This window comes from Paenibacillus sp. GCM10027627, from assembly GCF_042675505.1.
In the GTDB taxonomy this organism is placed as follows: domain Bacteria; phylum Bacillota; class Bacilli; order Paenibacillales; family Paenibacillaceae; genus Pristimantibacillus.
Genome location: NZ_JBHTHB010000007.1, coordinates 13,409 through 34,514 on the forward strand (window position 1 = coordinate 13,409; position 21,106 = coordinate 34,514).

Annotated in this window: 16 protein-coding genes and 1 tRNA gene; 10 read left to right on the forward strand and 7 right to left on the reverse strand. The window is 47.7% G+C overall.

The features are described from left to right. The first annotated feature begins 26 nt into the window (after nt 1–26). Entirely contained in the window at nt 27–524 is a 498-nt protein-coding gene (locus ACFQZE_RS21195) for a DUF2165 family protein (RefSeq protein WP_379360812.1), read from the forward strand. 117 nt (nt 525–641) lie between these two features. Here ACFQZE_RS21195 and ACFQZE_RS21200 read toward each other — a convergent pair whose 3' ends face one another. Next, complete coding sequence (locus ACFQZE_RS21200) at nt 642–1,085, reverse strand: hypothetical protein (RefSeq protein WP_379360814.1); 444 nt, start codon at nt 1,083–1,085, stop codon at nt 642–644. A gap of 374 nt (nt 1,086–1,459) precedes the next feature. Here ACFQZE_RS21200 and ACFQZE_RS21205 point away from each other — a divergent pair, with 374 nt between their 5' ends. Next, nucleotides 1,460–5,230: a non-ribosomal peptide synthetase gene (locus tag ACFQZE_RS21205; RefSeq protein ID WP_379360816.1), complete on the forward strand. Its 3,771-nt coding sequence runs from the start codon at nt 1,460–1,462 to the stop codon at nt 5,228–5,230. A gap of 91 nt (nt 5,231–5,321) precedes the next feature. Here the strand turns inward: ACFQZE_RS21205 and ACFQZE_RS21210 are convergent, their stop codons facing one another. Together ACFQZE_RS21210 and ACFQZE_RS21215 are read right to left on the reverse strand one after the other, a co-directional pair. Then, nucleotides 5,322–6,404 (reverse strand): cysteine peptidase family C39 domain-containing protein, encoded by a 1,083-nt coding sequence (locus ACFQZE_RS21210; RefSeq protein WP_379360818.1) that lies wholly within the window; start codon nt 6,402–6,404, stop codon nt 5,322–5,324. A gap of 277 nt (nt 6,405–6,681) precedes the next feature. Further along, nucleotides 6,682–7,506: a YHYH domain-containing protein gene (locus tag ACFQZE_RS21215; protein ID WP_379360820.1), complete on the reverse strand. Its 825-nt coding sequence runs from the start codon at nt 7,504–7,506 to the stop codon at nt 6,682–6,684. A gap of 388 nt (nt 7,507–7,894) precedes the next feature. On the opposite strand from ACFQZE_RS21215, the gene ACFQZE_RS21220 reads away from it, so the two are divergent. Further along, nucleotides 7,895–8,860 carry a hypothetical protein gene (locus ACFQZE_RS21220; protein WP_379360822.1) on the forward strand — a complete coding sequence of 322 codons (966 nt, stop codon included), beginning with the start codon at nt 7,895–7,897 and terminating at the stop codon, nt 8,858–8,860. Nucleotides 8,861–9,078: 218 nt separating this feature from the next. On the opposite strand, the gene ACFQZE_RS21225 is transcribed toward ACFQZE_RS21220, so the two are convergent. Next, nucleotides 9,079–9,156 (reverse strand) — tRNA-Arg (locus tag ACFQZE_RS21225). Between the two features lie 297 nt (nt 9,157–9,453). Between ACFQZE_RS21225 and asnB the strand changes: the two genes are divergently transcribed. From asnB to ACFQZE_RS21245, 4 genes are all read left to right on the forward strand, one after another. After that, nucleotides 9,454–11,301, forward strand: a complete 1,848-nt coding sequence (gene asnB, locus ACFQZE_RS21230; protein WP_379360824.1) for an asparagine synthase (glutamine-hydrolyzing) — start codon at nt 9,454–9,456, stop codon at nt 11,299–11,301. Between the two features lie 15 nt (nt 11,302–11,316). Beyond that, nucleotides 11,317–12,543, forward strand: coding sequence for a carboxylate--amine ligase (locus tag ACFQZE_RS21235; RefSeq protein WP_379360826.1), 1,227 nt, complete (start codon nt 11,317–11,319; stop codon nt 12,541–12,543). Further along, complete coding sequence (locus ACFQZE_RS21240) at nt 12,543–13,544, forward strand: lipid II:glycine glycyltransferase FemX (RefSeq protein WP_379360828.1); 1,002 nt, start codon at nt 12,543–12,545, stop codon at nt 13,542–13,544. The genes ACFQZE_RS21235 and ACFQZE_RS21240 overlap by 1 nt, the downstream gene beginning before the upstream one ends. Nucleotides 13,545–13,717: 173 nt before the next feature. Continuing rightward, nucleotides 13,718–14,815, forward strand: coding sequence for a C39 family peptidase (locus ACFQZE_RS21245; RefSeq protein WP_379360830.1), 1,098 nt, complete (start codon nt 13,718–13,720; stop codon nt 14,813–14,815). A 180-nt stretch (nt 14,816–14,995) separates the two neighbouring features. On the opposite strand, the gene cuyB is transcribed toward ACFQZE_RS21245, so the two are convergent. Further along, entirely contained in the window at nt 14,996–15,712 is a 717-nt protein-coding gene (cuyB, locus tag ACFQZE_RS21250) for a cysteate racemase (protein WP_379360832.1), read from the reverse strand. Next, nucleotides 15,702–17,216, reverse strand: a complete 1,515-nt coding sequence (locus ACFQZE_RS21255) for a UDP-N-acetylmuramoyl-L-alanyl-D-glutamate--2,6-diaminopimelate ligase (protein WP_379360834.1) — start codon at nt 17,214–17,216, stop codon at nt 15,702–15,704. Before ACFQZE_RS21255 ends, cuyB begins: the two co-directional genes overlap by 11 nt. Nucleotides 17,217–17,668: 452 nt before the next feature. Here ACFQZE_RS21255 and ACFQZE_RS21260 point away from each other — a divergent pair, with 452 nt between their 5' ends. Further along, nucleotides 17,669–17,863 (forward strand): Spo0E family sporulation regulatory protein-aspartic acid phosphatase, encoded by a 195-nt coding sequence (locus ACFQZE_RS21260; protein ID WP_379360836.1) that lies wholly within the window; start codon nt 17,669–17,671, stop codon nt 17,861–17,863. Nucleotides 17,864–17,869: 6 nt separating this feature from the next. Here ACFQZE_RS21260 and tadA read toward each other — a convergent pair whose 3' ends face one another. Continuing rightward, nucleotides 17,870–18,334, reverse strand: a complete 465-nt coding sequence (tadA, locus tag ACFQZE_RS21265) for a tRNA adenosine(34) deaminase TadA (protein ID WP_379360838.1) — start codon at nt 18,332–18,334, stop codon at nt 17,870–17,872. A 226-nt stretch (nt 18,335–18,560) separates the two neighbouring features. On the opposite strand from tadA, the gene ACFQZE_RS21270 reads away from it, so the two are divergent. Both ACFQZE_RS21270 and ACFQZE_RS21275 read left to right on the forward strand, forming a co-directional pair. Next, nucleotides 18,561–20,381 carry a PAS domain S-box protein gene (locus ACFQZE_RS21270; protein WP_379360840.1) on the forward strand — a complete coding sequence of 607 codons (1,821 nt, stop codon included), beginning with the start codon at nt 18,561–18,563 and terminating at the stop codon, nt 20,379–20,381. Between the two features lie 29 nt (nt 20,382–20,410). Then, complete coding sequence (locus ACFQZE_RS21275) at nt 20,411–21,094, forward strand: NAD(P)H-binding protein (protein ID WP_379360842.1); 684 nt, start codon at nt 20,411–20,413, stop codon at nt 21,092–21,094. The last annotated feature ends 12 nt before the right edge of the window (nt 21,095–21,106 follow it).

The following is a 21,106-nucleotide window of genomic DNA, read 5'->3' on the forward strand; positions in this document are numbered from 1 at the left end:
GATAGTCAGGATGAGGGGGATGATGAATGAATACAGCTATTATCCGTTATTTGAAAAGTGCTTTTGTTTTGTTTTTCGCTGTTTATGTTTCGTTGGTCGTGCTCGGCAATGTGACGGATTACAACACCAACTTTCAATTCGTAAAACATGTGCTCAGCATGGATACGACGTTTGAAGGAAACAACATTATATACAGGGCGGTTAAGGGCACGGCTCTGCATCATACAGCTTATATTTTGATTATCGTTACGGAATTTATCGTCGCTCTGCTGCTTATCATCGGCGGGGTGAAGCTGCTGGTTAACTCGAGGGCGGGAGGAGAGGGCTTCCAGCGTGCCAAAAATTCGGCTGTCATCGGCCTCGGTCTCGCATTAGCTATTTGGTTTTTTGGCTTTATGGCCGTAGGCGGGGAATGGTTTGGCATGTGGATGTCTTCAAAATGGAACGGTCTGGCTTCTGCGGATCGGATCGTGAGCTATATTTTCGGAGCGCTCATCTTTTTGTCATTAAAAAATGATGAGTAGCGGAACAAGGACAGTTGCTCCATGGGCAAACTTTTGCATACGGAATCATAAACAACAAGCCGACTTCGGTATTTTACCGAAATCGGCTTGTATTATTTTCAGCTGAATTTTAACAAATTAATAACCGACGACATGACCTTGCCAATTTTGCAAGTAAACATCTGTTGGGGCTACAATAACGAGCTTATAATTGCCCGGAGGCAACGATTGCTGAGAGCTGTGTTCATTGATATTGGCGTAATAACTGGTTCCGGTATTGGGCGCATAGTGGTTTTGCAGTCCGAACGTTTTGCCCCGTACGGCTTGCCATGTGTTATTCGGCTGAAGCTGGTACAAGACCGCATGTACGTAATCATAATTAGTCGTGCTGGACATTTTAAAATGTGCAAAACCGCTCACATAAAAATAGAACTTGCCATCCGCTCTGTTGCTGGATAGATAACCGAGATTGATTTCTTCCTGAGGTACGGAAGGGGCGGCTGTAGCGCTGCCTGCCAAAGCACAAATCAAAATCAGGGCAGCCATTAGAGCAATAGAAATACGTTTGGACATCTGTTTCATAAATAGTCACCTTCTCTTTCGAAAATGGTATCTTCCATATGAGCATAGCGCAAATAATGGCATGTGATAAGTACCATAAAACATAGTACCTGCTAGGGATAAATATATCTTATGCGCCTTTTTGTGTTGATCTATGATTATGGAAATTGTACATTTATAGTAAGTTGGAAAACGATGGTTAAATTTGTCGATAGAAGGCAAGACACCTCAGATAAACCTCTTTGATTTACCTCATATTACAGAGATGCTAATCCACCCGCATGACCAATCTACCTTAGATGCTGCTCTCACAAACAGATATTAAAGATTAAGTTTTTTCACCCATATTTTTTAAAATAGGGTTTCTTTAAGGTTGCATCTAAACAGGGGGGCAAATGATGAATAGAACAAACGAACTAACGGAGAGCTATTGGCTCAAGGAGCTTGCGGGGCCGTTGCCAAGACTGGAGCTGCCTAGCGACAAGGTGCCCGAAACTAATGGTTCTTACAAAGAGGGCGTCGTCACAACAAATGCAGGAAACGAACGAATGAAACGTTTAGAAGCGTATGTGAAGCAGCAGCATACGACCGAGCAAACGTTTCTTATGTCATGTCAGTTTGTGTTATTGCATAAGCTAACCGGCGATCGCGACTTGATTATCGGCAACTCGCTTGCGCTTGGCGATTCGGAGGACATGACGGATTCGAGCGGAACGGTGCCGAATGGGCTCGTATTGCCTATAAGAGTCGGCTTAGACAACGAGGGAATGACTTTCTACGAGTTGCTGCGGCAAACGGAAGAAAAGGATTTGCAGGGCCTATTTAACATCCCATTTCTGAATGAAGAGCCTGATTCCCGATTTGGGGCAGGACAGGATGGCGGCCCCGAAGACGTACTGTATTCGTCTCTGTTCCGGTATACGGATTCGAGCCCTCCCCAGCATGTAAGTTACGGCTCACCCTTGCCGCTAGGTTTGAACTTTGTTAAGGATGATAGCGATATTAAGCTGCGGGCAGTTTACAATGCATCATTATTTCTAGAGGAGACGATCCAGTCCTACTTGCGCTATTACTTCCATATCGTTGATCAGGTGCTGGACAACCCTGCAATCGATCTGGCTTCTATTGGATTGCTTGCAGAGCGAGACGTTGAAGAGGGGCTCTTGGCTAGCTTCGGCTCGCAAACGGAAGATGAAGCGGTAGGGCTGACGGCGCATGAGCAGTTCGAACGGCAAGTCCGCCTCGCTCCAGACGCCCCGGCATTAGTGTTTAACGGGCAAACGATGACTTACCTAGAACTAAATGCCCGAGCGAACAAGCTTGCGCGTACTTTGCGGCTGGGCGGAGTCGCTCCCGATCAAATGGTGGTGCTTATCGCGGATCGTTCGCCCGATCTGCTGGTTGGCATATTAGCCGTTTTAAAGGCGGGAGGCGCTTATTTAGCCATTGACCCCGAGTTTCCCGAGGAAAGAAAACAATACATGCTGGAAGATTGCGGCTGCCGTCTTTTGCTTACGCAGAGGGAACTCAAAGGGAATATTGAAGCAGAGCGCGTCTGGTATTTGGATGAGGAATCGACCTACCATGAGGATGACAGCGATCTTGATCCTGTAGTCGGGGCGGACAACTTGGCGTACGTGATTTATACGTCCGGCTCTACGGGACGACCGAAAGGCATTATGATCGAGCATCGCGGACTCACTCATTTTTTTGCCGGTTTTGCGGCGCAACTGCCTCTGGAGCGCGGGCAGCGCATTTTGGGACTGGCGACAGTATCCTTCGACATTTTTATAGTGGAAACGCTGCTGCCGCTGTCGCTTGGCATGACGATTGTGCTAGCGAGCGAAGAGGAGAAAAATGATCCTTCCCGCTTATCTGGACTGCTTGCAGATGAACAAGTAGACGTATTGCAGCTAACTCCGTCTCGCTTCAAGTGGTGGTCGGCACAAACGGGCGCCGCCAAAGCGTTCGAACGGTTAAGCCTGCTCATGATTGGCGCGGAGCCGCTCGCTCCTTCTCTATGGCGGATGCTTAAGGCTTGTCTGAGTCCGTCCGCCCGCATATTTAACTTGTACGGCCCGACAGAAACGACGGTATGGGCTTCGGTGCAAGAGGTGACGGAGGAGAAGCATCCCATTACGATTGGTAAAGGCATAGCGGGTGCGGCGTTTTTGGCTATGAATTCCGATGGTCAGCTTCAGCCTGACGGAGTGCCGGGCGAGCTTTATATTGGCGGAGTCGGACTCGGCCGTGGTTATATGAATCGCCCCGATCTGACGGAGGCGGCGTTTGTTGAACATCGCTTTGCCAGAGGCGGTAAGCTTTATCGTACCGGGGATATCGTCAAAAAGCTCCCGAGCGGCGAATTTTTGTATATGGGGCGAAAAGATTTTCAGGTGAAAATACGCGGTTTCCGAATTGAGCTTGGCGAAATCGAACAGGTGCTGCTTGGTTTCCCCGGCATTCGCGAAGCAGTGGTGCATACCATTCCTGTGACGGGGCAGGATGAGCTGGCGTTATGCGGCTATCTCGTCGGAGAGCAGCCCGATGCTGGCAAGCTGCGTCACTATTTGGCGGACCGTCTGCCCGCTTATATGATTCCTTCTTATTTGATGAGTTTAGACGCTATTCCTCTTACTCCTACCGGCAAGGTGGACCGTAAGTCGCTGCCTGATCCGACCAAACAATCGGCAGCCATGCTGCAGGATTCCTCGTTCGAAGGAGAGCAGGAGGGCGGGCCGCAAAATGAGCGGGAAAGCGTCCTATTTGACGCATGGGAAAAGTTTTTGGGTCATCGCTCTTTCCATCGAAACCAGTCTCTGTTTGACGCAGGCGGCAATTCCATTATGATTATCCGGGTATGCAGCGAATTGGAGCAAGAGGGATGGCAGCTTGAGGTAGCGGATATGTTCCGCGCCTTGACGATCGCTGGAGCAGCGCCGCTTATGAAGCGGATGGTATCGGAGTTTAAGGAGTTGAGACTGCTTTCGGGGACGGTTGAAGGAAAGGTTGAGCTGGTGAGCCAGCAGCAAGCTTTTGTAGAGAAGGCATGGGCGTGCACGGGCGGCAGAGAGTACGATACCAAAATTATTTACCGTCCAGGCGGATTCGACTACTTCAAGCTTCGGCTTGTTTTAGGGCGTTTAATGGAGCGGCATGACGCCCTTCGGATCATTTATTATTCAAATGAGAAAGAAGTTATTCAGTTTAATCGAGGGATGTTTTCTCCGCTATTCAAGCTTGACGTAAGTTCGCTGTTGCATGCTGAGCGGTCTATCAATGTTCCGTATATGGTTCAATTGTTGGAGGAAGCGAAGCGGCGGAGAGGCAGATTTTCTGAATTGCGGCTTGAGGCTTATCTCTTTAAAGGGGAGGCAGGAGATTATTTGGCTCTGATGGCCGATCCGCTTGTAATGGACGGAACGTCGTGGACCATTTTTATAGACGATTTGTTGTCTGCATGCAAGCAGGCGGAAGATTCTACAGATATCCATTTGCCTGCCAAAGCGAATTCGTTCCAGCTGTATGCCAAAATCATAGAAGCACAGGGCAGCGGTATGAAGCGGCAACGTGACGGCATGCCTCAGCATACAGAGTCATATCGACATACGGTTCATTTAGGAGAGGAATTGTCCGAACTGTTATTCTCGTCCTTTGACGGGGACAAAGTGGAGGGGCTATTAACGCATTCGCTGCTTCAGGCTTCTGCTGAGGAGTGGAGTAATGAGCAGGCGCATTTAAGGCTGGATGGCAGAGGGGTTATCGATTCGCCGGGCCTGGATTTCAACTGGACGATCGGCAGAATGGATCAAGTATTGACGGTTGATCTGAGCCACTATCAGTTTGAGCCCGATCGTCTCTTGTCCGACATCGGACTTAACGTCGAGCAGGAAACTCAGTATAGCGAAGAAGCGGCAGCGCCTCGTATTCTGGTCCGGATGGATAGGCTCGTTGCTATGCTGCCGGATATGGAAATGCTTCACGATTACCGCCAGCCTACTGGTTATTATCCAATCGAGGCTTCCTTCGGCAGGTCCGGGGCACAGCTATATGTAGCTTTCGATTATGCCGTTGGCGAGGATTTGATTCAAATCAAACGGCTGGCCGATATCGCGCTTAATCGGGTGCGGGAAGTTGTTGGCTGGTTGGAGAAGGCTACTATATAAAAAATAAAGCCGCCTGACGCTTTGAACGGCAGCCCCAATGTTAGAGAATGTCTAACATTGGGGGGCTCGTTCAAATCAGGCGGCTTTATAATTAGCGGAAGACTAGCTGTCGCAGCTCCTCATTATACTCCTCTAGCTGATCCATCATTTTAGGGAGCAATGTGAGTTCCATCTCGCGCATCTTTTCCAAGTTTTGAATGATGCGATCATGAACGTTAGGGATTTCTTTCATAACATGTTCAGCAAACAAATCGCGCGAATGGTGGGCGAGCTCTTCTAGTTCAATGAAATCAAACAGCATGCTTCCGTCCTGCGGAAGTTTGTTTTCTTGTTGCAGGTAAGCGATCCGGCCTCTTAACATTTTTTTGTGCTCCCATAGTAAATGAAGCTGCCGTGGAGGATTGGCTCTTACAAGCCTTTCGGGTTCGTTTTTTAGGATGATGAAATGTTCGATCAGAACATCATAGCAGGAAATTCCAAAGGCCATATACTCCATATCGGGCGTGTATGAGCGGTTTTGCTCATTGTTACTGCTTTCAGAGCGCAAATATTCGCCAAATTGCTTATAGATGTGCTTTAGGTTCAACTGGTAGTCATATCCGTGCAAAATCATAAAGAAGTAATTATATTGATCGTAAATGGCATTGTTTTTTAAGTAGTTGTCGATGGAGTGAAAGGCTTGCTCTAATTCGGCGAAGGTGGTTTCGTGACAGCCCAAAACTAAATCCTTGCCGAAACCGTAAGTATAATAAACTTGGCGATCCTCGTCATAACCGTAAATCATCACATGGTGAGGGAAAGGGTGGGCCTGATATGCGGTCGAATAGGAGATGTAGTATTCATCCAGAAACAAAACGGGGTATTGACCGTCTCTGAGCTTTTTGGTCAAGAAAGGGTGAAGATTGTCTTTGAAGATTTCATAAAGCATTGGCGTATCAAGCGTACTTGTAAGCATGTAAGGATTGGTGTTAAGGTCGTTTCTTCCTCCGCGGTAAAAGTCGAAAAACAACTCTTGTTTGTCCCTCAAATAGTGTCTGTTGCAGGCAACCTGAATGAAATTGCTGTAAAACCAATCATTGAAAAAAGGCATTGTACCTGTAACGCTTAGAGTGTACGCCCAACTCAGCAGCCCGTAAAGCGGCGGATGGACAATGGGATTCACATGCTTGGACAACGTAAATAGACCCCCTGTTCGGTATGGATAGGATGGACTTGCGAGGTTTGTGAGGCAGGTATGTTTTTCTGAGGTGGGTTTTTTATTTGTTTCTGTTATTATAGCAATTTTTTGGTCGTTTTGTCATATGTTAATAAGTGTTGGGGAGGGATAAATTACTACAATACGGAAGATCAGCTAGGTGTTTGAAATCATTTTTACATAATGAGATATGATGAAAAAAGCCTCTAAACCACGTGGATGTGGAGTGAGAGGCTTTTTTGCGTAGATTAAAAGCTTATTTCTTCTCGTCTATTTTCATTTGGACAACGATTAGATTTTTCTTTGCCCCTTCTTTTAACTTGTCCGGTGCATATTGGGCATTGGCTAGTGCGGTATAAAGCTTAAGTGAAGTTTCGTAATCTCCTTTTGTAAAAGCACTATATGCCTGCTGCGACAATTTTAAAGCGGCATTATTCATAAATTGAACGGCATGCGTATTTTTCGATAATCCGTCCTTCATGGCCTTATCTGCTAGAAGCACGGAGTTCACATAGTTTTTCTGATTGTAATACCATTGTGCTGTTCCGAAAGCATTCAGAAAGGCTTGCCGTTCTGTGATCAATTTTAAATTCCCAGACACATCGTATAGGGAACTGTAGTTACTATTTTGACCGAGTAAATCGTAGAATTGTTTGGCTTTTACTAATTGATCGGTTTGATAATATGTTTTGGCCTGGTCGGCCACTTTTTTAGCTGCTTTGGATTCCTGGCCAGAATTAACCTTCCAACCGTAACCCTCTTCAGATGCTTTAAAGTAATAATATAATGCGTTATAGTAGTTGCCCGCTTTCAAATAGCTGTCGGCTTGTTTAATATAACCGTCTGCCTTCTTTTCTTCAGGGCTTCTAGTATCAACAGGTTTGGAAGATGAACTCGAGGATGAACTGCTTGTACTTCCGCCATTATGAGTATGATACTCGCCATCTGCCAGACCCCATTTTGCACAGTTGGTTCTGCAATAATGCCCGCCAGAGGAGTCTGTCCGGCCTGGATGTGCGGACGCCAACCCGCTAAATAATAAGAACAACATGGAAAAGATGAGGGTTGTTTTTTTAGTCATGGTGATCTCCTTTGAGTATTATATTTCGTTCTCATGTTGGACCTATACTATAAATCCTTGTTAACTTAATACCAATATCTTCAAATCGACTATAGCATGTCCTTAAATCTATGTATAGATAAATAGTAGTACCTATTAATTATTGTCCAATAAAGTCGGGTAACTATTATCCCTTGGGGATTTGGGGATATTTGAACAGAAATAAGACAGATGTCATTAAATAATTCTGAGGGAAGAGTTACGAGAAGGCACTGAATTTATTTGTATAATGGAACATCAAAACCAAAATGAAGGTCATTTCCCTCAACTTAATTTTGTGGATAATATGACCATATTCCTATAAAATATATAATAATGGGTGCTCTAATAAATTGTTAAGGAGAATTGTATGCTGTATAAGGTTATAACTAAATTACACTTCTTAAAAATTTCAGAAAAATTAAATAAAGGAAAAAGTTTGCATCGTGCTGTACGCCTCTCTAATTCAAACCAATTATTAAGACGGGAATTTGATATTCCATTCTTTTTGGTTATGATTGGACAACTGGAACGCTTAGAGTTAGATGATTCTTCATACCTATATGCGATAGGGGAAATTCAGGATAAGCTTGATGATCAAAGAATACGTATCGATTTTTTAACACCATTTATTAATGTTGCATTGGTATTTTCAACTGCACTTTGGCTGGTCAAAGATAATAGTGTGTCGTCTGAGTACTCATTTCTCTATGTTGAACATGAAAACGGCCCCTCAACTACTTCCAACGGTCGTTACGGTTCTTATTTCTGTAATGCAAAGGCTGAAAGCGAGACCGTTGAATTCAACCAGCTAGAACTTGAACAAGCTATGGAATTTTTTAAGTGTTTAGTAGTAGATGATTCATTAAGTAGAGATACTCAAGAAGCGTATGCAAGGTTAAATGGCGGTGCTCCACGCTTAGAACGTAGCTTATATTTTTTGCAAGCAGCGAGAGCACAGAACCATTTGCCGACTCGTATCACATTATATTGTACAGTGCTCGAGTCGCTGCTTTCTACAGACACTACGGAAATAACACATAAAATCGCTGAGAGAGCTGCTTGGTTGTTAGAATCAGAAGTAGATAAGCGAATACTGATATATAAAAAAATTAAAACGGCATATTCTATTCGATCAGCGACAATACATGGAAGTGCTCTTAGAAAAGCGTTTAAAACAAATGAAGTTCTCCAAAAAATATCTATTGAGACGGATAATTTATTACGAAGACTGCTTGTAGAAATCATTACGGACGATTCTCTTAAACATACTTTTCAGGAAATGAACCAAGAAGAACTTAATGATTGGTTTATAAGGTTGTCATTTCAAAATTGAAATTTATTATTAGAGTCTTTTTGGCTTTCTTCTTGATGACCGGTGCCATACCTCACCCAAAAAGCTTTCTAGATAAATGCCGTAACGATAACATCTTCATTTTTTCAGATATGAAGAAATCGCAGTATTTCCTCTTCAATAGGGTTAAAGGACAACCACGCCTACGTCCAAAAATGCAAAAGAACCGCACAACAGTACGGTTCGAAATCTCATCAATATGGCGCGCCACGGCCGGATTCGAACCGGCGACGCATGGTTTAGGAAACCATCGCTCTATCCTGCTGAGCTACGGGCGCGCAACAAACAACATTTTAACATGGGACGAATTGGGATATCAATACCGTCACGCCTATCACTCGCTTTATCTGCCCTCCATCACTTCCGCTGCCAATCCCCCGTCCCACCCGCCGACAATTTTCACCGCCATCCCACCCCATACCCCCTCAGTCGACAAGCCCCACGCGAAAAAGGTATCATATAGAGGAAACAACAATCATTTTTATGGTAAAACGAACCATAATTGTGCCCGCGAGTAGGGTATTCATGCGACCTATGTTAAAATAGTAGGGATAAGAACTTTGAGGTGAACATACATGTGCGGTTTTGTCGGTTATATAAAAGGAAAGCAGGCCATCGATCATCCGGCGGCCATTGAAAATATGCTTGAAACGATCATTCATCGCGGCCCGGACAGCGGCGGCGTGCATGAGGACGAGGATGTGGTGCTTGGCTTTCGCAGGCTGAGCATTATCGATTTGTCGACGGCGGCGAACCAGCCGCTTTACAGCGAGGACGGCAAAATTGTACTTGTCTTCAACGGCGAAATTTACAATTTCCAAGAACTGCGCGAGGAGTTGCAGCAGCAGGGTTACACGTTCCGCACGTCCTCCGACAGCGAAGTGCTTATTTACGGCTACTTAGCCTACGGTACTGAATTGCTGCAAAAGCTGCGCGGCATGTTTGCGTTTTGCATTTGGGACAAGCGCACGGATACCGCGTTTATTGCCCGCGACGGCTTCGGCATCAAGCCGCTTTACTACACTAGCCACACGGTGGACAACACGTTTATTTTCGGATCGGAAATCAAGTCGTTCCTGCCGCATCCTTCCTTCGTGAAGGAGCTGAACAAGGACGCGCTTAGACCGTATCTAACGTTCCAATATTCGGCGATGGACGAGACGTTTTTCAAGGGCGTCTACAAGCTTCCGCCGGCTCATTATATGATCGTGAAGAACGGCAACATCGAGATTCAAAAGTATTGGGACAAAGCGTTCCGCGAAGAGGAAAACACGCTTGACCATTACGTTGAGGAAATTCAAGAGACGATTAAAGAATCGGTAGCCGCGCACAAAATTAGCGATGTGAAGGTTGGCTCCTTCCTGTCGGGCGGTATCGACTCCAGCTATATCACTTCCTTGCTCCGTCCGAACAAATCGTTTTCCGTTGGTTTTGCCGACTACGAGGCGATGTTCAACGAAACGAATTTGGCAAAAGAATTGTCCGATCAGCTAAACGTTCAGAACGAGCGTAAAATGGTGACGGCGGAAGAATGTTTCAACGCTCTGCCGACGATTCAGTACCATATGGACGAGCCGCATTCCAATCTGTCTTCGCTTCCGCTTTATTTCCTTGCCGAGCTGGCTCGCAAGGACGTGACGGTTGTGCTGTCCGGCGAAGGGGCGGACGAAATTTTCGGCGGATACCCTTGGTATCAAAACTCTCCAAAGATGGAGAAGTACGAAAAGCTCCCATACGCCGTACGCCGCGCCGCCCATCTCATTGGCAAAAAGCTGCCGAAAAACCGCATCACAGAGTTCATGGTGAAAGGCGGGCAGAAGGTGGAGGAGCGCTTCATCGGCGAAGCGGTCATCTTCAGCGAAGAGGATGCGCTTGGCGTGCTCACACCGGATTACCGCAAAGGGCCTTCCGTTTATAGCGTCACCGGCAAAGTGTACGACAAAGTCAAAAATGCCGACGATATTACGAAAATGCAATATTTGGACCTGCATCTTTGGCTGCCGGGCGATATTTTGCTAAAGGCGGACAAAATGAGCATGGCTCATTCCATCGAATTGCGCGTTCCGTTTCTGGATAAGCGAGTGATGGAGCTGGGCAAAAAGCTGCCTTCCCGTTACCGCGTCAACTCGATCGATACGAAATACGCGCTTCGTCAAGCGGCGCTTCAAGATTTGCCGGAAGAATGGGCTAACCGGCCTAAACTGGGTTTCCCGGTACCGATTCGCCACTGGCTGCGCGAGGAGCGTTACTACAATCTCGTTAAGCAAACATTCTCTTCCGAGTATGCAAAAGCATTTTTCAACACCGATATATTGATCGGCTATTTGGACGAGCATTACAGCGGCCGCAAAAATCGCGCTCGTTACGTCTGGACGTCATACGTCTTCCTGGTCTGGTACAAACGGTTTTTCATCGATATGTAAAAGGAGTTCGATTTTGTGGCTAAGCTTGATTTTATCCCCGTCATATTAGGAACCGACATCAACGCGTACGGCATGGCCCGTTCCTTCCATATGGAATACGGCGTAATAAGCCGCTGCATCGGCAAGGGCAAGCTGTTTATGACCAACTACTCCGATATTACAACGATCAAAGTCGTGGAAAACCTCGACGATCCCGCCGTATTTGCGGACGCGATGATCGAGTTTGCGGAGGAGTTGAAGCTGGAGGCCGACAAGCTAGTGCTGATCGCGAGCAGCGACAGCTACGCAGAGCTGGTTATTCGCGATCAAGACAAGCTCTCCGGCCATTACTTGCTGCCGTTTGTAGCGGAGAAATGGATCGACGAGCTGCTGTACAAGGATCGTTTCTATGCTCTATGCGAGCAATACGGCTTGGACTATCCGGCTACTTTTATTGTTACAAAAGAAAACGCCGCTTCCGTTCAATTGCCGTTCGGCTACCCTGTAGCTCTTAAGCCCGCCGACAGCATCGCTTATTTGGAGGCTTCTTTTGAAGGCAAAAAGAAAGCTTACATTATTAAAGAGCAGTCGGAGCTGGAGGGGACGCTGCAAGCAATTTACGGCTCTTCCTACACGGGCAAAATGATCGTGCAAGACTTTATTCCCGGCGACGATTCCAATATGCGAGTGCTTAATGCATACTCCGATCAGAACGGAAAAGTCCGGCTGATGTGCCTTGGACGTCCGCTGCTAGAGGATTGCACACCTTCGCTCGTCGGCAATTATGTAGCGATCGTCAACGAATACAATGAGGATATTTACAGCAAATATCAGCAATTCCTTGAAGCTTTGGGCTATACGGGGCTTGCCAATTTCGATATGAAGTACGATGTCCGCGACGGGAAATATAAAATTTTTGAAATCAATCTGCGCCAAGGACGGAGCAGCTTCTTTACGACGGGCAGCGGCTACAATTTGGCCAAGTTTATTGTGGAGAGCCTCGTGTACGGCAAGCAGGAGCCGGTCGTTTACGCAAATACTGAGCATCTGTGGCTCGGTGTTCCGAAGGAAGTGGCTTTGGCTTATACGGAAGACAAAGCTGCCGTCACCTATATGAAAAAACTGATTAAAGAAAAGAAATACTGCATGACTCTGCAATATGAGGCGGACAAGGCGATCAAACGCTGGTGGCATGTCCGGAAATATTATAAGAGCTACGAGGATCGTTACAAGCAATTTTACGAGCAGAAAGGAAGTTTGTAATGCCAATCGTAGACTTATCGAACGCAGCTGAATTGGCTCGTTATGAGCGGTTCATCCGTACTTCACCTTTCGCTACAGCAACTCAAGATTTGGGATGGTCCGAAGTGAAGAACAATTGGGTTCCGCTTTACGTATATATTGAGGAGAGCGGCGAAATCGCGGCGGCGATGTCTGTTCTGATGGTAAATGCGGTCGAAGGCAAAAAGCTGGCGTATGGCTGCAAAGGGCCGGTTTGCGATCCGCGCAACGCAGCGCTTGTCCATCGTTTGATGACGGAAGCGGAAGAGGCTGTGCGCGAGCACAGAGCTTTTTTGCTGCGTATCGACCCGGAGACGTTCTATGACGAGTCTTTGCATAAGCAATATGAAGAGCTAGGTTACGTCCTGCGGAATCGCAACGTCGGTTCCAAAGATACGACACAGCCGCGCTTTAACATGGTGCTCGATTTGAAAGGAAAGTCGGAGCAGGAATTAATAGAAGGCTTCCATTCCAAAACGAGGTACAATATCAGACTTGCGGAGCGCAAAGGCGTTCAAACGAGATATAGCGCGGAGCCCTCCGATTTGGAGCTGTTCCACCAGTTGTATGTCGTCATGAGCAATCGTCATGGCATTTCTTATCGTCCATACAACTATTTTGCTAGAATGCTGGAAGCCTATCGGGACTATACGAGAGTTTACCTTGCCGAATATGAAGGAGAGACCATTGCCGCTGCCGTTGCGATCAGCTACGGGGACAAGACATGGTACATCTACGGTGCGAGCGCTAACGAGCATCGCAATGTGATGGCTCCGCATCTTCTGCAATGGGAAATGATCAAGTGGGCGGTAGAGCAAGGCAAAGACAGATATGACTTCGGCGGCGTATTTAAGCTGGATTGTTCCGACGGCCTGTACAAGTTTAAAGAAGGCTTTTGCCATCCGGACCGTTATTCGGAATATATCGGTGAAATCGATAGAGTGCTGGATGAAGAAGCATACGGCAAATTTATTAGCCAGTAGGACTTAATAGGAAATGCTGCTTATCTTGCCGCATAGATTATAGGAAAACAGCCTGTCTGGAACCGTACAGCCCAATTGGGAGCAAGGTTCGGCCATTCAGCAACAGCATCAGAAACATAGCTTGTTCTAAAAGCGTGTTCAGAAATAAGGACTTACAATGGAGGTACAAAAGGTTGAAAAGGTTTTTGATGATTGCCGTGTCAGCGGCTTTAATCGTGCTTGTGTTTGTCATCGCAAGAGGCGCGTTTAATACGAATGACGGCGGCACGAGCGGGAACGGAGGAAATTCGAGCAATCCGGCAAGCACGAGTACACCGGAAGCAAAGCCAAAGGTTAAGCAAGGCATTATTACTATTGTTCATAAAGACAGTACGACGGGCAAGCCTATCCGCGATACGCAGTTCGAAATTGTGGACGGCGCTTCCGACCGTGTCCTTGAGACGCTGACAACGGATGCCACGGGAACGGCGAAGTCGTCCAAGCTGGACTACGGAGCCAATTATTTAGTGAAGCAGATCAAAATCATGGAGCCTTTCGAGCTGGATGACAAGGTTGCGGGCGTTGATCTAAACGCGAGCAGCCGCGAGCTTTCTTTTACGAGTACGATTCCCGAATATGTAAAAGGTTATGAGTGGACGGCGGACGGAACCATTGATGTTTCCGAAGTGTACGTCGACGTTCCGCTTATTATGCAAAAGCCGGAGCTGCCTAACGGCTGTGAAATTACGTCGCTTACGAGCGTGCTGAACGGACTTGGCTATGATCTGACCAAAGAAGTGATGGCCGATGAATATTTGCCGAAGGAGCCGTTTTTCCGGAAGGACGGCAAGCTGTACGGGGCAGACCCCTACAAGGCTTACGCAGGCAACCCAAGGGACAAAATCGCATGGTTTGTATATGCGCCCCCGATTGCCGAAGCGGCCAACAAAGTGTTTGACGAGTTTGGCGGCGATTATGAGCCGGTCGATATAAGCGGAAGCACAAGAGAAGAGATTTACGCGGAGCTAGATGCCGGCAATCCCGTCGTCATTTGGGTGACGCTCGATCTGTCGCCTCCGAAGATCACCTCTCAATGGTACTTTAGAGATACGGGCGAGCTGTTCAAAGCTCCGGTCAATCTGCATTGCGTAGTATTGAATGGCTATAACAAAGCCAATAATACCGTTCATGTCATGAACCCGCTCAAAGGGCAAGTCACTTACGACGCCGATCAGTTTTTTAAATCTTACGATGAACTTGGCACTCATTCACTTGTTATTCATAATTCTTAAGCGGTAAAACAAAAACCTCCGATGTACGCTTCATAGCGTATGCCGGAGGTTTTTTTCATAGAAAATCATAAAGGTCGTCGGACGCTTCTAAATTAAGCTTATAAAAAAGCCGACCCAAGCAGCTCACCGCTGCAATGGAGACGGCCTATATCGCTTTGATGCTTTCTAGCAAAGCCTAGCTTACTGTTCCCGCTTAACAGCCCGTCCGGACAGAGTAATCGACTTCTCCACCAGCACTTGCATGGCATCCACTACGTTGTCCTTATATTCCGGGCCTAGCTTAATGCAGGACAGCTCGGTGCAGGCCAAGATGACGTATTGGCAACCATGCGAGTCCCGCAGCTCCCGAATAAGAGCTTCCAGCTCATCCGGCGAAAAGTCCAAATCCCGTTTCACGTTGGAATAAATGATTTTCATCACTTGTTCCTGTATCGCCTCATCCGGGGCGTAATGCTCCAGTCCGTACCTCTCGCAGGCTTTGGCGTAGACGCCGCTTTTTATGGTGCCGGATGTCGCCAGTACGCCGACTTTCGCCCCGGAACCGAATGTGTCCCGAATCTGCCCGACCGTTTCATCCACCATATGAATAATAGGAACGGACGTCATGGCCTGCATCGCTTCAAAAAAGTAATGCGAGGTGTTGCAAGGGATCGCAATATGGGCTACCCCAGCCGATTCCAGCAGCCGCAGATCCTTGGCCACCGCTTCCAGAAACCGCTCCTCCGTCCCTTCCAAAATGACGGTCGTTCGATCCGGAATAGTGGCATGATTCAAAATGATCATATCCACATGCTCTTGATCGCGCTGGGCGACAGTATGCTCAATGATTTTATCGAAAAAGACGGCGGTCGCTTTAGGACCCATGCCGCCGATGACGCCTAAGCTTTTATAATCCATGTTCAAACCTTCTTTGAGTAGTTGAGTGAGTGCGCTCGGACATAAATTCGCGGACGATCTCGGCTTCGTTAAACGGAATTTCCGTTTTCCCGATGACCTGCGTCGTCTCGTGACCTTTGCCAGCGATCAGAATGACGTCATCCTTTTTGCTGAGTTCGATTGCCTGCTGAATGGCTTCTCTTCGGTCCACAATGCCCTTGTAGCGGCCTCCCGCCGCTTCAACGGCAGCCGATACCTCCGCAATGATTGCGTCGGGGTCCTGATTTTTCGGATTGTCGGAGGTGACGATGCAGAAGTCGGCATGTTCGGCCGCGATTTTGCCCATCGCTTCCCGCTTTCCGCTGCCATCCTTGCCCGGTGCCGCATAGACGCCAAACACAAGGATTAGCTTTCCTTTAGTAAACGGACGCAATGTCGCGAGCGCCTTCTCCAGACTGTCCTCCGTGTGGGCGAAATCGACAATCACTTTGAGATCGTCATCCTGATAGACGACTTCAAGTCGGCCCTTAATGCTTTCAACCGCACGGATGCCGATCGCCGCTTGCTCTAAGCTAATTCCGCTGCAATAGGCGCATGCGATGGCGGCCAAGCTGTTGTACACGTAGATAAGGCCGGGCAAGTTGACTTGGATCTCTATGCTTCCGGTTGGCGTATGAACGGCATAGGTGGTGCTGTTCGCCTCGTACCGAATGTCGGAGGCCCGAATATCGGCATAATCCGACAATCCGTATGTGATCAGCTTTGCCGAATAAGATCGGACTTTGTCTGCAAGCTGCCTGCCGTACACATCGTCGGAATTAATGATATTGTAGTCGGTCGTCAAATCGAACAGCATCGACTTGGCCTCAAAATATTCTTCCATCGTCCGGTGCAGCTCCAAATGGTCGGGCGTCAAATTGGTGAAAACGCCGATTTTGAAGCTGGAAGCCGCCGCGCGGTGCAGGCTGAGCGCATGGGAGGAAACCTCCATCACGCAGTCCTGCGCTCCCGAATCGACCATGGCCTTAAACATGCCCTGGAGATGGAGCGATTCCGGAGTGGTAGGCGTCGTCGACTTTGTTTTTAAAGGCTCATTGCCAACCATAGCGCCAATCGTGCCGATGACGCCGATTTTCCGGTCCGCCTTCTCCAAAATCGACTTTATAAAATAAGACGTCGACGTTTTGCCGTTCGTGCCGGTGATGCCGATCAAGTTCAGCCCCTCCGACGGATGACCGTAGAAAGCGGCCGAAACTAGCGCAAGCGCGCTCCGTGTATCCCCGGTTTTCAGCACGGTAACAGGGCCGGGCACGGCAATATCCTTCTCCACAAGGACAGCGGCTGCGCCGAGTTCGATCGCCTTTTCTATGTATTGATGTCCGTCCATGGTGAAGCCGGCAATGGCTACGAACAAAGCGCCGGGTACGACCTCCCTGGAATCAAACGTTATGGATGTGATTTCGATCTCCCGATGGCCCTGCAGGACAACGCAATCCAGATTATTCGTTAAGGAAGCCAGCTGCATGCGATCAGCTCCATTCTTGTAGACTATCTTCTTATCAGTTTGCTACACACTTTTCCAAGCATGAGGGAGGCCCCTGTATTGTGACGGGTGATCCAAAAAGCCACCTCTAAATTCTGGTTCAAATAAGCGTCGTAAGTGTACATATAATCATCAAACTTCGGCGTGTTTATAGTGGCATTAATTAATGATCTCGCTGTTTCAAAGAGTATGAAGTCATTTTACTTTATCGCTTCCTATATTACAATTGCGCCGCATAATGGCATGCTAAAATATATATTTGCTTTTTGGGCCAAAAGTACTATAAAATGGAACTTATATCCTTAATTTGTCGAATGATGCCTAAAAATTGTAGTCAATCGTCGACATGTTTTTACAAACACTTCGTTTTTGACGGAGTATAATGGAACTAATACGACATGATGACTAGATAAGGAGCGTGCCTCGAAGCAACCATGGATAAAAAACACTTGCTTAGACAGTTGCAGTCGCTTCGGCAAAAGCTTCATGAAATCGCCGATGCGCGGGGCAGTCTGACGGATCCGGCCGTTCTGGCCATCAGCGAAGAAGCGGATCAGCTCATCGTAGCGCTTCAGTACATTCAGCGGAATGAATTCGAACTTTCCTCCAATCAGCGCGATAAAACATAGATAGTATTACCGTCCACGCAGCCGCCTGAAAAACTGAGTAAGCAGCAATGCGCATTCATCTTGCAGGACGCCGCTAGTCAGCTCCGTTTCGTGATTGAAACGGGGCTCTTGCAGTAGGTTCATGAGTGTGCCTGCGCATCCCGCTTTAGGGTCTGTCGTGCCGTATACGACCCGTTTGACACGGGACTGAACGAGGGCGCCTGCGCACATGGGACAAGGCTCCAGCGTTACATATAAGGTGCAGTCCAGCAGCCGCCATGCCCCGATGTTTTCACAGGCATCGCGAATCGCGACGAGTTCGGCATGCGCCGTAGGGTCGTGCTTTGTTTCGCGCAGATTATGGCCCCGTCCAATGATTTCTTGGTTTCGGACGATGACAGCGCCGATGGGAACTTCGCCTATCTGCTCGGCCTTTTTCGCTTCCGCGATAGCCTCCATCATCCAGCTGCGATCTTCTTCTTCTCTCTTCATGTATGGTCAGACTCCTTGCCCGATATGGGAATAAATTATGCAACGAACAAATATTCCGATGTTAACAGACTGTTGATAAAATTGTGTATAACTTTTCTGATATACACAGACTTACCCACAATTCATCCACGCTTGTGCATAAGTTCTGTTGACAGTGTGTACGAGTTGTGAATAGTCATTAAGTTCTACGCCTAACCGCTCATCTTATTAAAGGGTGTGTCGTTCATTGTCGATAAAGATGAAATTATCGGTGGTCATTTCCGTCATGCTGTTCGCGGTAGTCATTTTATATCATTTGCTCAGCGAATATACGATGGTCCGCGAAATGAAATATATGATGAAGGAATCAATGAAGCATACATCCGAGCAAACGATTGAACATATTGCGGAATACAACGTTTTGCCGACGGACGGCTCCGGATTCAAGTTTCACGCCAAAGAAGATTTATTTGATGTGCTGCATGGGGTAAACCCCCATATTAAAGAGGTCACTTTATTTCAAAAAGCCGACTCCTCCATCATTCTTGGCACCTATACGTACCTAGATGCTATCAACGATTCCGCCTTTGTGCAAGCGTCGAAGCCCGGCGAATTTGTGTTGCGCGATATCGAGGTAGACGGCAGCCGGTTTTTAAGAAGCTACTATTCCAGCACGATGCTGTCTGATTATGTCGTCAGCATCGTGTACGACCGGGCGAGCATCACGACTCTTGTCGATTTAAAGCGGGACTACACGATCGTGTATACCGGTCTTTTTTTGCTTATTATGATAGTGGTCATTTATTGGATGGTCGGCATTATGATTCGGCCGCTGAAAGATATTTTGTGGAAGGTCAACGAGGTTTCTTCCGTTCGCTTTCATAAGCCTATCCAAATTAGGCGGAAGGACGAGTTTGGGCTGCTGGCGCTCAAAATTAACGCAATGTCGCAAAATCTAAGCATTTATATGAACAAGCTGAGAAAAGCATTTGAGGAAAACAGAAGGATGAAGGAGCATCTGGAATCCTTTATCAACCATTCCAACGACGCCATTCACTTGATGGATTTGGAAGGAAAAGTGATCCAGGTTAACCGCGCCTTCGAACAGCTTTTTGGCTACGAGGAAGCGGATGTGCTGGGCATGAGGTTTCCCACGATTCCAGATACGCATAGAATGGAAAAGAGGCAAATGATCGGCCTTTTGCTTGCAGGAAAGCAGCTTCCGGCGCAGGAGACGGTGCGAGTGACCCGATTAGGGGAGATCATACCGGTTAGCGTGACTGTATCTCCGATCCGGGATTCGGACGGTACGATCCGCGCCTTCGCCAGCATTTGCAGAGATATGCGAAGCCGCAACCGGATGGAGGAGCTGCTGCGGCGCTCCGAAAAGCTGACGACGGTCGGCCAGTTGGCAGCGGGAGTGGCTCATGAAATTCGCAACCCGCTAACGACGCTTAGAGGGTTTCTGCAGCTTCAAATGCAAAGCAAGTCGCTTAACTTGTCTCATGTCGGCCTTATGTTGTCGGAGCTGGATCGGATTAACCTGATCGTAGGCGAGTTTTTAATATTGGCCAAGCCGCAGGCCACCAAGTTTGTGACCAAGGATGTCCGGGACGTATTGCATGATGTGCTGCGTTTTTTGGACAGCGAGGCACATTTGCACAATATCGTGTTTCATACCGTTATAACGGAAGAGGAATGCCTCATTTCCTGTGAGGAAAACCAGTTGAAGCAGGTGTTCATCAATCTGCTGAAAAATGCGATCGAAGCGATGCCCTCAGGCGGGCCGATCCATATCTCTATCCACAGAAAAAAAACGGGCATCGCCATTTCCATTACGGACGAAGGAGTCGGCATTCCGGAAAATATGATTTCGAAAATCGGCGACCCTTTTTTCACGGGGAAAGAAACGGGCACAGGGCTCGGCATTATGGTCAGCCAGCGGATTATTAATACCCATCAAGGAACGCTAGACATTCAAAGCCAAGAAAACGTAGGCACCTCCGTCAAGCTGACGCTTCCTGCTTTGAAAGAGACCGAGGGGCAGGATATACTGGAATCATCTTAGCTGTTGCGGCAAGGAGATGGGGAAGCGCCATGGAGAAGAGGGCATTGATCGTTGGGGCGACAGGACTGGTAGGCGGGGAACTTGTGAAGTTGCTGCTTGAACGCCGGGATTATTCCAAAGTGACGGTTGTGGCAAGGCGCAAACTTGAGATCAAGCATTCTCGTCTGGATCAGCTCGTTGTCGATTTTGAAAAGCTTGATGAGCTGCCCGGAGAGCTGCTAAGGGACGCCGATGTGTATTGTGCGCTTGGCACAACACGGAAGAAAGCGGGCTCAAAGGAAAAGTTCCGCCGGGTTGACTATCATTATCCGCTGGAGCTCGGACGGCTTGCGGTGCGCTATGGCGCCAACCGGCTGCTGGTCGTGTCGGCGCTTGGAGCGGACGAAGGTTCTGTGTTCTTTTACAGTAAGGTAAAAGGAGAACTGGAGCGTGACTTGCAGCAACTGCCGCTTAAGGCGCTGCATATTTTTCAGCCCTCGCTCATTGTGGGCGACCGGCAGGAGTATCGATTTGTCGAAGTGGCTGCGTATAAAATAACGGGGTTGCTGGCGTTTTTATTCCGAGGCAAGCTGAAGAAATATGGACCGATTTCAGCCAAAGAAATCGCGGAGTCGATGTTAGCAGCGGCTATTTTGGAAGGGGCGGCTCCAAAAATCGTTTCGTCGGGAGAGATGCCTTCCTTGGCGGCTTTGTTGCGAAACGGCCAATCATAGTGTAGGATACGC

What these genes read in the sequence shown, in the direction of transcription:
- ACFQZE_RS21195 (WP_379360812.1), top strand. Translation starts at nt 27, where the DNA reads ATGAATACAGCTATTATCCGTTATTTGAAAAGTGCTTTTGTTTTGTTT.
- ACFQZE_RS21200 (WP_379360814.1), bottom strand. Translation starts at nt 1,085, where the DNA reads ATGAAACAGATGTCCAAACGTATTTCTATTGCTCTAATGGCTGCCCTG.
- ACFQZE_RS21205 (WP_379360816.1), top strand. Translation starts at nt 1,460, where the DNA reads ATGATGAATAGAACAAACGAACTAACGGAGAGCTATTGGCTCAAGGAG.
- ACFQZE_RS21215 (WP_379360820.1), bottom strand. Translation starts at nt 7,506, where the DNA reads ATGACTAAAAAAACAACCCTCATCTTTTCCATGTTGTTCTTATTATTT.
- ACFQZE_RS21220 (WP_379360822.1), top strand. Translation starts at nt 7,895, where the DNA reads ATGCTGTATAAGGTTATAACTAAATTACACTTCTTAAAAATTTCAGAA.
- asnB (WP_379360824.1), top strand. Translation starts at nt 9,454, where the DNA reads ATGTGCGGTTTTGTCGGTTATATAAAAGGAAAGCAGGCCATCGATCAT.
- ACFQZE_RS21240 (WP_379360828.1), top strand. Translation starts at nt 12,543, where the DNA reads ATGCCAATCGTAGACTTATCGAACGCAGCTGAATTGGCTCGTTATGAG.
- cuyB (WP_379360832.1), bottom strand. Translation starts at nt 15,712, where the DNA reads ATGGATTATAAAAGCTTAGGCGTCATCGGCGGCATGGGTCCTAAAGCG.
- ACFQZE_RS21255 (WP_379360834.1), bottom strand. Translation starts at nt 17,216, where the DNA reads ATGCAGCTGGCTTCCTTAACGAATAATCTGGATTGCGTTGTCCTGCAG.
- ACFQZE_RS21260 (WP_379360836.1), top strand. Translation starts at nt 17,669, where the DNA reads ATGGATAAAAAACACTTGCTTAGACAGTTGCAGTCGCTTCGGCAAAAG.
- tadA (WP_379360838.1), bottom strand. Translation starts at nt 18,334, where the DNA reads ATGAAGAGAGAAGAAGAAGATCGCAGCTGGATGATGGAGGCTATCGCG.
- ACFQZE_RS21275 (WP_379360842.1), top strand. Translation starts at nt 20,411, where the DNA reads ATGGAGAAGAGGGCATTGATCGTTGGGGCGACAGGACTGGTAGGCGGG.